Below are 11,966 nucleotides of genomic sequence, written 5' to 3'. Positions count from 1 at the left end.
TCAGTGCGCCGGCGGTTGTGGCGCCGCGAAGAAGAAGCGCAGCACCTGGGCCGCGCCGCAATCCTCGATCGGGACGTGCCAGAACTTGGAATCGAGATCGGGAAACCGCTCCATCGGCAGCTGGATCTGCGTGAGCCGCGCGTGACTGTCGAAACCTCGAAGCATGGCGCGTTCGAACAATTTCAGCAGCTGCTCTTCGCAGTCTGGCACTTCCGTGACGGTGAGAATGGTGTTGTTGGCGAGGGGGAAGTCTTTGTCGAACAGCTGTTCCATATTAACCGGCGCCATGTTCGCGTCTCCGACGCCCCCGAGATGGAGCTTCGACTATCCTGGAAGTCCTAACGCGCCAACCCTTAACATCACGCCAAAAGATGAGTGAGGCTAACACGTTGGCGATAGGAGTCCACAGGGAAGCCGGGCTCAGCCTTTCAGTTATTTAAGGCGGGTTTGTGGAAGCGACCAGTTCTCCCCAGCTGTCCTCGAAGATCAGATTCTCCAAAGGCAGACGCGAGGCCCAGCGTTTCGCTTCGAGCTCCGGCAGCTTATAGGCCTGCGCGACATAGCCGACGCAGAGATAGGCCACGATGGCTATCTCTTTAGGAATTTTAAAGATCTGGCGCAGATCGGCATCCTTGACGATGCTCACCCAGCCGACGCCGACGCCTTCGGCGCGCGCCGCAAGCCATAGATTTTGAACAGCGCAGGCGGTGCTCAGAATATCGGTGTCGGGCTGCTGCGTGCGTCCGAGCCCGGTCGCGCCGAACCGCGCGCGATCGCAGGTGACGCAGATATTGAGCGGCGCCTTCACGATGCCCTGCAGCTTGAGGCTGCGATAGAGCGAGCGACGCTCCGGCTCCAGCGCCTGCTCCTCGGCTTCGCAGGCGCGCTGAAAGGCCGCATAGGCGGCGCGCCGTTTCTCGACGTCCCGGATGACGATGAAGTTCCAGGGCTGCATGAAGCCGACGGAGGGCGCATGATGGGCCGCGTCGAGGATGCGCAGCAGAACGTCGCGCGGCACGTCTTCGGGAAGGAATTCGTCACGCACGTCGCGGCGCGCGTGGATGACGCGATAGATCGCCGCGCGCTCGGCCTCGCTGAAGGGCGCGGCGGGCGCCAGCTCCGCTGGCTTCTCGTCCGGCTTGTTCGGCGCCTCAGTCGCCATCGACGCTCTCCAGCGCCGCGGCGAGCCGCGCCCAGGCGGGCTCATTTGGCGGCAGACCGAACCGCAGCCAGTTTGGCCTTTCGGCGAAGGCTCGGGTCAATATCCCCCGCGCGGCAAGATGCGCGGACCAGCGAGAGGCCTGCGGATGCGCCGCCAGCCGAAACAGCGTCGTTCCGCCCATGATGTGACAACCGGCCTGCGTTAAAAGCGCGTCGAGGCGCGCAGCGTCGCCCGCGCTGGCTCGCGCGGCGTTCGCGCGCCATACGTCATCTGCAAGCGCGCGAGCGCCGATGGCGAGCGCTGGACCGGACACGGCCCATGGCCCGAGCGCGGCGCGCAGCTTCGCCCCGCGTGCACGCGAACAGAGCGCGAAGCCGAGCCGCAATCCGGGAAGCCCGTAAGCCTTGCCGAAGGAGCGCAGCACAAGGAGGCCGTCGTTATGCGTGAAACGCGCGACGCTGCGTTCCGGGGTGAAATCCATGAAGGATTCATCGACGATCAGCAGACGGCCGCGTTGCGACATCTGCGTGGCGGCGGATAAAATATCCTGCGGCTCAACGGTGCGTCCGTCAGGATTATTGGGAGCGACAATCACGCCGACGTCGGCGTTCGCAAGCGCGTCCAATGTTTCCACCGTATCGACCTGCGCGCCCATTGCCGCCCAGCAGGCGGCGTGCTCGGCGTAAGTGAAGCCGAGGATCGCGACGCGTTCGGCCGGGAATACGCGCGGAAGCATCTGAATGAAGGCTTGCGCGCCGCCGCCTGGAACGACGTCGGCTCCGGCGGGCGCGCCATAGTTCTTGCGCGCGGCGCTGTCGAGCGCGGCGAAAGCGTCATCGTCGGGTAGCCGCGTAAACACATCATCGGCGAGCGGCGGCAGCGGATAGGCGCGCGGATTGACGCCCGTCGACAGATCTATCCAGGGCTGCGGCGCGTTGGGATAGAGTCGGCGCGCGGCGTCGAGTCGCCCGCCATGCGCCACGACCAGCGGCGCGCCGATTGCGGAATGCGCCGTCACCGCGCCATCTCCCACAGCGCGTCGAGATCGATATGCTGCGCGCAATGCGCCGCCAGCGCATCGAGCGTCTCTTCGATTGAATCTTCATACCGAAGCGAAGATGGCGGCGCGCCGAGCGTTCGCAGCAGCGACGCGCGCAAGCAATCATCCGCGAAGATTCCATGCGCATAGGCGCCCGCCACACGCCCATCGCGCGAGATCGCGCCGTCTGCGCGCCCATCCGCCAGTTGCAGCGCCGGGCGCGCGCAGTCGGGACCGGTGGTTGCGCCGACATGCATTTCGTAGCCGCAGAAGGGCGCGGCGAAAATCGGCGCGTGGCCACTGACCGGGGCCAGCGTTTTTTCTCCCGTCAGCGTCGTTTCAACATCGAGGAGACCCAAGCCCTGCGCTTCGCCGGCGGCGCCTTCGACGCCGAGCGGATCGCGGATAACGCGGCCCAGCATCTGATAGCCGCCACAAATGCCGAAAACGCGCCCGCCGCGTCGCACATGCGCGAGAATGTCGATATCCCAGCCATTGTCTCGCAGCGCCGCCAGATCGGCGATCGTCGCTTTCGAGCCCGGCAGCACAACGAGTTGCGTTTCCGGCGGCAGCGGCTCCCGATCCTTGAGGAAGACCACGCGCACGCCGGGTTCGGCTTTCAGGGGATCGAGGTCGTCGAAATTGGCGATGTGCGGCAGCAGCGGCGCGGCGATCGTCACGCCATCGCATTGATCCTGGCCTCGCATGCGCAACCCGAATGCGTCCTCCTCCGGAAGCCGCGCCGCGGCCTCAAAAAACGGCACGAGGCCGAGCGAGCGCCAGCCCGTCCGCGTTTCGATGAAGCGCAGGCCATCGTCGAACAGCGAGGCGTCGCCGCGAAACTTGTTGACGATGAACCCTTCGATCATCGCCGCGTCGTCATCGTCCAACGCCGCCTTGCAGCCGACCAGCTGGGCGATGACGCCGCCGCGGTCGATGTCGCCGACCAGCACAACCGGAACGTCGGCTTCGCGAGCAAAGCCCATATTGGCGATGTCGTTCTTGCGCAGATTGATTTCGGCGGCGCTGCCGGCGCCTTCGACGATGACAAGCTCGGCTTCAGCTTTCAGCCGCGCGTAGCTCTCGAGCACAGGCTGCATCAGGCGCGGCTTCAAATCCTGGTAATCGCGCGCCTTCGCCTGGCCGACGACGCGTCCCTGCACGATGATTTGAGCGCCCGAGGCGCCTTGCGGTTTGAGCAGCACGGGATTCATGTCGATGCGAGGCGTAAGCCGCGCGGCGCGTGCCTGCAAGGCCTGGGCCCGGCCGATCTCACCGCCGTCGACCGTGACCGCGGCGTTGTTTGACATGTTTTGCGGCTTGAAAGGCGCGACGCTGACGCCGCGATTGACGAAGGCGCGCGCGAGCCCGGCGACGAGCAGCGACTTGCCGACGTCGGAGCCCGTGCCCTGGATCATCAGGGTGCGGCTCATGAAGCGAGGAAAGCCATCGCCGCGTCGATGCTATGCGTCGTCGCGGCGTCCGCGCCTGCCGGACGGGCGATCATAACAACGTCAAGCCCGAGCATCCTCGCCGCTTCGATCTTGGCGTAGGCGAGCGCGCCGCCGCTGTTCTTGGTGACGATGATCTCAATGCGCCCCTCGCGCATCAGCGCGATCTCATCCGCGAGCGCAAAGGGACCGCGGCCGAAGATCACCTCGTAGGAGGGCGGCAGGTCATCGGAGTCGGGCGGTTCGATCACCCGCAGGAGGTAGTCGTGCTGTGGCGCGGCGCGAAAATCGGCGACGCCCTGCCGGCCGATCGCAAGAAAGACCCGGCGTGGCGCGACGCCGAGCGCGCTTACCGCTGCGGCGTTGTCGTCGACGTCGATCCAGCGATCGCCCTGCGCAGAGACCCATGGCGGGCGTGTCAGGACGAGCAGCGGCACGCCGGCGACGGCGCAGGCGGCGCGGGCGTTGGCGGAGATGCGCGCGGCGAAGGGATGGGTCGCGTCGACGACATGCGAGATGCGTTCTTCGATGAGATAGCGCGTCAATCCTTCAACGCCGCCGAAGCCGCCGACGCGAGCCCGCAGATCATGCGCGAGTGGCGCGCTGGTGCGGCCGGCAAGCGAAATGACGCCGTCGAGACGCGGGTCGGCGGCGATACGCGTCGCAAGCTCGCGCGCTTCGCTCGAGCCGCCGAGCACGAGCGCGCGGCGATGCGGGTGCGCGGCATACGAAGAAAGAAGAGATGACGAAAGCGAAACTGTCACGCCAATGTCCACCGATCCTTTTACGCGCATCAGAACTGATTGATCGCTTCGTGGGTGTCATTCCCGACGCGCGGAAGCGCGATCGGGAATCCCGACGCTTATCGCGATACTGGATTCCCGGTCGGACCTTCGGTCCGCCGGGAACGACAGCCCGGAAGCCCCGGCTACTGAGCTTTATATCGCCGCATCGTTCGGAGCGGGGCTCACTCGGCGGCGAGTTTCACCGCGCTTGGCTGGCGATATTCGGCCATGAGCCGCTCGCGCTCGGCGTCCGCCGCCGCGATGTGGCGCGCCTTGACGTGGCCAAACCCGCGGATGTATTCGGGCACGCGCGCCAACGCCACGGCGCTTGCATGGTTTTCCCGCGTCAACGAAGCGGCAAATTCGTCGAGCAGCGCTTCGTAATCCTTCAGCAACCTGCCCTCGACCACCCGGTCGTGGTCGAAGCGGAAGACGTCGAACCAGGTGTTGCGCAAGCTCTTCATCCGCGCCAACACGCGCAGCACCTTGAACATCCAGGGACCGAAGGTGATCTTGCGCGAGCCGCCGAAGTCGGTCTTGCGCTGAAGGGACGGGAAGTTGGGCGCAAGATGCAGTTCGAGGCGAAGATCGCCCTCGAAAGTTTCCTTGAGCTGACGTTGGAAGGCGCCGTCCGTGTAGAGCCGTCCGACTTCATAATAGTCTTTCGCCGCCATCAGCTTGAAGAGATAGCGGGCGACCGCCTCGGTAAGTTCGCGCGAGCCTGGCGCGCGCGCAGCTTCGAGCCTCGCGATCTTCTCGACGCGAGTGCGATAGCGGGCGGCGTAGGCTTCGTTCTGGTAACCGACGAGAAAAGCCGCGCGACGCTCGATGATGTCCTCGAGCGTCTTCGCTTTCTCGCGACCGCCATTGGGCTGGCGCAGCGACTTAACGGTGGCGAGCACGCTGCTCAGATCATGCGCGGCGCGCCGGCCCCACAGAAAGGCCGACTGATTCATCGGCACGGATTCGCCGTTCAGTTCGATGGCGCGCAGGATCGCCGCTTCCGACAGCGGCAGATAGCCCTTCTGCCACGCGTAGCCGAGGATGAAAATATTTGCGGCGATCGAGTCGCCGAGCAGCGCCTGCGCGAGCGCCGTGGTGTCGATGAACGTCGACTCCGGCCCGCCCGCGCGGCGGATCGCCTGCTTGATCTCTTCCGAAGGCAGCACGAAGTCGGGATTGCGCTCGATATCGCCGGGGAACACTTCGGCGCTGTTGACGAGCACCGCCGTCTTGCCCTGCTCGACGGCGGCGAGCACCTGTTTCGCGCCGGCGACGACGAGGTCGCAGCCGAGCAGAAGATCGGCTTCGCCCGCAGCGATGCGGATGGCGTGAACGTCCGCCGGCGTGCGGCCGATCTTCACGTGGCAATAGACCGCCCCGCCCTTCTGCGCGAGGCCGGCCATATCGATGACGCCGACGCCTTTGCCTTCGAGATGCGCGGCCATGCCGAGAATGGCGGAAACCGTGACGACGCCGGTGCCGCCAAGCCCGGCGATGAGAACGCCGTAGGGGACGGCGCCGATCTCGGCGATCGCAGGCTCCGGCAACGCCGGCAGTCCGCCGTCGTCCTGCGTCGAGGGCAGCGGCGCCTTCTTCATGCGCCCGCCATGTACGGTGACGAAGCTCGGGCAGAACCCCTCGAGACAGGAAAAGTCCTTGTTGCAGGCGGACTGGTCGATGCGCCGCTTGCGGCCGAATTCGGTTTCGACCGGCTGCACCGCGACGCAGTTCGACGCCGTGCCGCAGTCGCCGCAGCCCTCGCAGACGAGTTCGTTGATGATGACGCGCGAATCCGGATCGTTCATCAGCCCGCGCTTGCGCAGGCGACGCTTTTCGGTCGCGCAGGTCTGATCATAGATGAGGACGGTGACGCCGTCCGTTTGCGCCAGATCGCTCTGCACCTCATTGAGGACATTGCGATGATGGATCGTCAGGCCCGGCGGCCAGCCGATCGTCGGCGCATATTTGCCAGGCTCATCGGAGACGAGCGCGATCTTCTGCACGCCTTCGGCTGCGACCTGCCGCGCGATCGTCTCGACGGTCAGCTCGCCTTCATGCTTCTGGCCGCCAGTCATCGCGACGACGCCGTTGAAGAGAATCTTGAAGGTGATGTTGGTGTTGGTCGCGACCGCAAAGCGGATGGCGAGCGACCCCGAATGATTATAGGTGCCGTCGCCGAGATTTTGGAACATATGTTTGCGCGTCGAGAACGGCGCCTCGCCGATCCAGTTCGCGCCTTCGCCGCCCATATGGGTGTAACCTTCCGTGGAGCGGTCCATCCATTGCGCCATGTAATGGCAGCCGATGCCGGTATAGGCGCGCGAGCCCTCGGGCACATGGGTCGACGTCGAATGCGGACAGCCGGCGCAGAAATGCGGCACGCGGACCGTGACGTCGGTCATCGTCCGGCGTCGATCCTGCAGCTTCTCGAGCCGGCGCACGCGCGCCTCTAGCTCGTCGAGCGAATGATATTTCAACAGCCGCCGGCCGATGGCGATGGCGACGTCATTGGAATCGAGCGCGCCCTTGACCGGGAACAGCCATTCGCCGCGCTCGTCCTTCTTGCCGATGCAGAGCGGCTGATGCGGCGCGCCGTACAGTTCCTCGCGCAGCTGCACTTCAATGAGCGAGCGCTTCTCCTCGACGACGATGATGAGGTCGAGGCCGCGGGCGAATTCACGCAGACCCTGCGGCTCCAGCGGCCAGGGCGCGGCGATCTTGTATAGGCGCAGACCGAGATCGTTCGCCTTCACCTCGTCGAGGCCAAGATCGTCCATCGCTTGGCGCACGTCGAGATAGGACTTGCCGACGGTGATGACGCCGATCTTCGGATTGGCGCCGCCGGAGGTAATGATGCGGTTCAATCGATTGGCGCGGATGAAGGCGAGCATCGCGTCGCGCTTGCTCTCCTGCATGCGCGCTTCCTGCGAAAGGACCGGATCGCCAGGACGGATGTTGAGGCCGCCCGGCGGCATGAAGAAAGATGGGGGGACGATCGGGCGAATGCGGTCGAGCGAGCCGTCGATCGAGGCCGTCGACTCGACCGTATCCTTGAGGAGCTTCAGACCGACCCACACGCCCGCGAAGCGCGACAGGGCGAAGCCGTAAAGCCCGTAATCGAGGATTTCCTGAACGCCGGCCGGCGACAGGATCGGGATCATCACATCGACGAAATGGTAATCCGACTGATGCGCAGTGGTTGAGGATTCCGCGGTGTGATCGTCGCCCATGAGCGCCAGCGCGCCGCCGTAGCGCGACGTGCCGGCGAGATTGACGTGGCGGAAGGCGTCGCCGCTGCGGTCGATGCCGGGACCTTTGCCGTACCAGAGCGAGAAGACGCCGTCATATCTGCCTTCGCCGCGCATCTCGGCCTGCTGCGCGCCCCAGATGGCGGTCGCGGCGAGATCCTCGTTGAGCCCGGGCATGTACAAGATATTATTGGCGTCGAAGAGCGCCTTGGCCTTGTGCATCTGCGCGTCGACGCCGCCGAGCGGCGAGCCGCGGTAGCCGGTGACGAAACCCGCAGTGTTCAGTCCAGCGCGGCGGTCCGCCTCCTTCTGCATCAGGAGCATGCGCACGATCGCCTGGGTGCCGGTGATCAGAACGCGCGACCTGTCGAGATCAAATCGATCGGAGAGCGACGCCTCGGCAAAGGCGGAGCCGGTCTTTGCGTCGCCGGCGGCGATGTCCGCCATTACTGCTCTCCTGCGAGAAATCGGGGCGAAGCGCGCTTGGGACTCTTGCGCTCAGACGCTAAAAGCAAGGATCAACCCGCGAACGAATCCGGTTCAAAGACCCAGCCGGGCGGCCTTCCGCCGCAGAGGCGCCCCACTAGCGCCGATTCTATTCCGCCACCTTATGCCACACGGAAGCGCCTTTTCAAGGACGGATCTGCTAGCATGCACAGGCTCGAAGCGGGAGCCTGCGCCGCGTTTTCGCCGCCTTCGCCGCCTAAGCGCGAGACTCGCATGAAGCTGAAAATAAACTCGATTCTCATTCTTTTGACGACGGCGCTGGGGATCGGCGCGGCTTTCGCGCACCCCCATGTCTGGGTGGCGGTGCGCAGCGAGGTCATATTCGCGCCAGACGGAAAAATCTCGGGCGTTCAACACGCTTGGGAGTTCGACGAAATGTATTCGGCCTATGCCGTACAGGGGCTCGGCAAGGACGGCAAGCCGCCCACCCGGGAAGAACTCGCGCCGCTCGCCAGGACGAACGTCGAGTCGCTGGCCGAATTCGAGTTCTTCACCTTCGCCAAGCAGAACAGCGCCAAGCTTGCGTTCAAGGAGCCGGAGAATGTGACGCTCGAAGCCAATGACAAGAAGATCGTCACGCTGCGCTTCTTCCTGCCGCTGCAGACGCCGGTCGCGGCGAAGAAGCCGTTCTCCTTTCAGGTCTATGACCCGACCTATTTCGTCTCCTTCGGACTGGAAAAGAAGGATCCCGTGACGCTCGCGGGAGCGCCGACCGGATGCTCGCTCAGCCTCGTCGAACCTGCGCCGCTCATGGCGAATGAAAACCAGAAACTGAGCGAAGCGTTCTTTCAGAACATGTCGCCGGGAGCCGATTTCGGCATGAAGCTGGCGACGCGCGCGATCGTGGCCTGTCCGTGAAGATTGGGCAGAGGGCGGTTTGGCTCGGCGTCGCCGCCGCGACGCTGGCCGCGATCGCCGCTTCATCGGCCTGGGGCGCGCCGCGCCATCCGTTTGCGGTCGGCGCGCAGGAGTCGACCGCTGCGGCGACGGGCGTCGCAGGGCTGATCCTGGCTTGGCAAAGCAAGTTCCACGCTGAGCTGCACGCCGCCGTCCGCGCGCTGAAGACCGATCCTTCCGCGTTCTTCGCGCTCGCCGCGGCAAGTTTCGCCTATGGCGCCTTTCACGCCGCCGGTCCCGGCCACGGGAAAGCGGTGCTTGCATCCTACATGCTCGCCAATGAAACGGCGCTGCGCCGCGGTCTGCTGCTTGCGGCGCTGGCCGCGCTGCTGCAGGGACTTGTCGCGATCGCCGTCGTCGGCGCGGCGGCGGTGTTTTTTCGCGCGACCGCGAGTCAAATGAACGACGCGACCCGCTTTATCGAGCTTGCGAGCTATGCGGCGGTCGCGGCGCTAGGCGCGCGGCTCGCCTGGGTGAAAGGCCGCGCGCTCGCGGCGGCCGTCCGCATGCCTGCAATCGGCCCAACGTCGCGCGGCTTCATTTGCGAGGCCATCGACGACCCGACGCATGTGCATGACGCGACCTGCCGCCACGCGCCGGACCCTTCGACATTGGGAGGACCAAAGTTTCGCCTCGCCGACGCGGCCGCGACCGTCGTGGCCGCCGGCCTGCGCCCCTGCTCGGGGGCCATTCTGGTGCTGGTCTTCACCCTGTCGCAGGGGCTTTTCGCCGCCGGGGCCGCGGCGGTCATCGCCATGTCGGCGGGAACGGCGATTACAACGAGCGCCCTCGCCGCGACGGCTGTTTACGCCAAGAGCGCCGCGGTGCGGTTTGGCGCGAAGGATTCACGGCGCGCGGTCATCATCGCCCGCGGCGGCGAGTTCATCGCCGCAATCCTCGTTCTGGCGCTCGGCGTTTCGCTGCTCTTCGGCCTCGGGCTGGCGCCACCCGGGACGGCGTGACGCCGCTCGCGGCGACGCAACATAATGATTGCGGCAGGAGTGGCCTCACTCGACGCGAGACGCGCTATCTTGGATAAAAGCACATAGGCGGAGCAGACGATTCGCACTGCGAGATCGACGCCGCCTCGTGGAGGTCCAGGACGACATGACAAGCGCGGAACAACAACGAGAGGACCCCTACGTCAAGCGGCCCTGGCTCTCGTCCTACCCCGCTGGCGTCCCGGCGGACATCGACGAATCTTCCTATTCGACGCTGGTCAATATTTTCAACGCGAGCGTTGCGAAATTCGCCGAGCGGCCGGCGATGGAGAGTTTCGGCGCAACGCTCACCTTCGAGGAACTCGGCCGCGCGGCGGTCGCCGTCGCCGCCTGGCTGCAGACGCGCGGATTAAGAAAAGGCGATCGGGTCGCGATCATGTCGCCCAACGTCCTTGCCTATCCGGCGACGCTCTTTGGCGTCCTCCTCGCTGGCGGCGTCGTTGTGAACGTCAATCCGCTGTACACGCCGCATGAGCTCGAGCACCAGCTGAACGACTCCGGCGCGCGCTTCTTGTTCGTGTTCGAAAACTTCGCGCATACGGCGGCCGCCGCCTGGCCGCACATGAAAGTCGAACGTGCGGTGATCATGAAGCCCGGAGACCTGATGGGTCTGCGCGGACTGATCGTCAATTTCGTCTCGCGCTGGATCAAACGCATGGTCCCCGCCTATCGGCTGCCCGGCTGCGTCGGCTTCGCGCATGTGTTGCAGGCGGGCGGCGAGGAGACGCTTAAGCCGCCGCCAATCGGGCCGGACGACATCGCCTTTCTGCAATACACCGGCGGCACCACCGGCGTCGCCAAGGGCGCCATGCTGCTGCATCGCAATGTCGCCGCCAATGTCGAGCAATCCTGGGCCTGGCTGAAGCCTTATCTCGGAAACAAGCCGCTGATCATGGTGACGGCGCTGCCGCTCTACCATATTTTCGGACTGACCGCCTGCCTGCTGCTTGTGGTGAAGACCGGCGGTTGCTGCCTGCTGATCGCCAATCCGCGCGACATCAAGGGCCTGATCGCGACGCTACGCAAATCGACGTTCACGCTGTTCTCCGGCGTCAACACGCTTTACGCGGCGATCGCCGACCATTCCACCGCCCGCTCGGTCGACTATTCCAAACTTCTTCTGACCATCTCCGGCGGCATGTCGACTCAAGAGGTGGTGGCGAAAAAGTGGAAGGCGTTGACGGGAAAGCCGATCGTCGAAGGCTATGGGCTGACGGAAACATCGCCGATCGTCACGATCAACAAGCCGACAATCGCAGAATTCACCGGCGGGATCGGCTACCCCGTGCCATCGACGGAGATCTCGGTGCGCTCGCCCGATGGCGAGCCCGTTCCCCTTGGCGAGCGCGGCGAACTTTGCATCAAGGGGCCGCAGTTGATGGGCGGCTATTGGCGCCGGCCGGATGAAACCGCGCAAGCCCTGACCGCCGATGGATTTCTCAAAACTGGCGACATTGCGGTGATGGCGCCGGACGGGCTCATCAAGATCGTCGATCGACTGAAGGACATGATCCTCGTCTCGGGCTTCAACGTCTATCCGAACGAAGTCGAATCCGTCCTGGCCGAACACCCCAAGGTGAAGGAAGCGGCTGTCATCGGCGTGCCGAACGAACATTCCGGCGAAGCGCCGATGGCGTTCATCGTGGCGCGCGATCCGAGCCTCACGCGCGAAGAGTTGCGCGCTTTCGCGCATGAGCAACTGACAAGCTACAAGGTTCCGCGCTATTACGAATTTCGCGAGAGCCTGCCCAAGAGCAACGTCGGCAAAATTTTGCGGCGCGCGCTCAAGGACGAATTTCTCGCGCGCAAGAAGACCGTCGCCGATGAGGGGCGCGGCACGAGCGTGCGCACCGAACTCAAAGGCTAACGATCG

9 protein-coding genes are annotated in these 11,966 nt (G+C 64.9%); 3 read left to right on the top strand and 6 right to left on the bottom strand.

Annotation, left to right across the window (positions count from 1 at the left end; translation table 11 throughout):
- From A3OO_RS0107995 to A3OO_RS0107970, 6 genes are all read right to left on the bottom strand, one after another.
- Positions 1-288 carry a hypothetical protein gene (locus tag A3OO_RS0107995; RefSeq protein WP_026222795.1) on the bottom strand — a complete coding sequence of 96 codons (288 nt, stop codon included), beginning with the start codon at positions 286-288 and terminating at the stop codon, positions 1-3.
- A gap of 148 nt (positions 289-436) precedes the next feature.
- Positions 437-1,162 carry a 5,6-dimethylbenzimidazole synthase gene (gene bluB, locus A3OO_RS0107990; RefSeq protein ID WP_018407312.1) on the bottom strand — a complete coding sequence of 242 codons (726 nt, stop codon included), beginning with the start codon at positions 1,160-1,162 and terminating at the stop codon, positions 437-439.
- The gene (gene cobD, locus A3OO_RS0107985; protein WP_040573730.1) at positions 1,152-2,180 is read right to left on the bottom strand and encodes a threonine-phosphate decarboxylase CobD; all 1,029 of its coding nucleotides are present in this window, start codon (positions 2,178-2,180) and stop codon (positions 1,152-1,154) included. Before cobD ends, bluB begins: the two co-directional genes overlap by 11 nt.
- Positions 2,177-3,634: a cobyric acid synthase gene (locus A3OO_RS0107980; protein WP_018407310.1), complete on the bottom strand. Its 1,458-nt coding sequence runs from the start codon at positions 3,632-3,634 to the stop codon at positions 2,177-2,179. The genes cobD and A3OO_RS0107980 overlap by 4 nt, the downstream gene beginning before the upstream one ends.
- Positions 3,631-4,446 carry a cobalt-precorrin-6A reductase gene (locus tag A3OO_RS0107975; RefSeq protein ID WP_018407309.1) on the bottom strand — a complete coding sequence of 272 codons (816 nt, stop codon included), beginning with the start codon at positions 4,444-4,446 and terminating at the stop codon, positions 3,631-3,633. Before A3OO_RS0107975 ends, A3OO_RS0107980 begins: the two co-directional genes overlap by 4 nt.
- A gap of 173 nt (positions 4,447-4,619) precedes the next feature.
- On the bottom strand, positions 4,620-8,135 hold the full coding sequence (locus tag A3OO_RS0107970; protein WP_018407308.1) for an indolepyruvate ferredoxin oxidoreductase family protein: 3,516 nt from the start codon (positions 8,133-8,135) through the stop codon (positions 4,620-4,622).
- 204 nt (positions 8,136-8,339) lie between these two features.
- On the opposite strand from A3OO_RS0107970, the gene A3OO_RS0107965 reads away from it, so the two are divergent.
- From A3OO_RS0107965 to A3OO_RS0107955, 3 genes are all read left to right on the top strand, one after another.
- The gene (locus tag A3OO_RS0107965) at positions 8,340-9,053 is read left to right on the top strand and encodes a DUF1007 family protein (RefSeq protein WP_018407307.1); all 714 of its coding nucleotides are present in this window, start codon (positions 8,340-8,342) and stop codon (positions 9,051-9,053) included.
- On the top strand, positions 9,050-10,054 hold the full coding sequence (locus A3OO_RS0107960) for a nickel/cobalt transporter (RefSeq protein ID WP_018407306.1): 1,005 nt from the start codon (positions 9,050-9,052) through the stop codon (positions 10,052-10,054). The genes A3OO_RS0107965 and A3OO_RS0107960 overlap by 4 nt, the downstream gene beginning before the upstream one ends.
- A 145-nt stretch (positions 10,055-10,199) precedes the next feature.
- Entirely contained in the window at positions 10,200-11,960 is a 1,761-nt protein-coding gene (locus A3OO_RS0107955) for an AMP-binding protein (RefSeq protein WP_040573728.1), read from the top strand.
- Positions 11,961-11,966: the final 6 nt, after the last annotated feature.

The sequence above is a fragment of the Methylocystis rosea SV97 genome (assembly GCF_000372845.1).
Classification (GTDB): domain Bacteria; phylum Pseudomonadota; class Alphaproteobacteria; order Rhizobiales; family Beijerinckiaceae; genus Methylocystis; species Methylocystis rosea.
The sequence above is the reverse complement of the archived record's forward strand: the minus strand, read 5'-3'. Positions and strand labels throughout refer to the sequence as shown.

Excerpts from the sequence above, each read along its gene's own strand:
- A3OO_RS0107965 (WP_018407307.1), top strand. The coding sequence starts at position 8,340 with ATGCACAGGCTCGAAGCGGGAGCCTGCGCCGCGTTTTCGCCGCCTTCG.
- bluB (WP_018407312.1), bottom strand. The coding sequence starts at position 1,162 with ATGGCGACTGAGGCGCCGAACAAGCCGGACGAGAAGCCAGCGGAGCTG.
- A3OO_RS0107995 (WP_026222795.1), bottom strand. The coding sequence starts at position 288 with ATGGCGCCGGTTAATATGGAACAGCTGTTCGACAAAGACTTCCCCCTC.
- A3OO_RS0107955 (WP_040573728.1), top strand. The coding sequence starts at position 10,200 with ATGACAAGCGCGGAACAACAACGAGAGGACCCCTACGTCAAGCGGCCC.
- A3OO_RS0107975 (WP_018407309.1), bottom strand. The coding sequence starts at position 4,446 with ATGCGCGTAAAAGGATCGGTGGACATTGGCGTGACAGTTTCGCTTTCG.
- A3OO_RS0107980 (WP_018407310.1), bottom strand. The coding sequence starts at position 3,634 with ATGAGCCGCACCCTGATGATCCAGGGCACGGGCTCCGACGTCGGCAAG.
- A3OO_RS0107970 (WP_018407308.1), bottom strand. The coding sequence starts at position 8,135 with ATGGCGGACATCGCCGCCGGCGACGCAAAGACCGGCTCCGCCTTTGCC.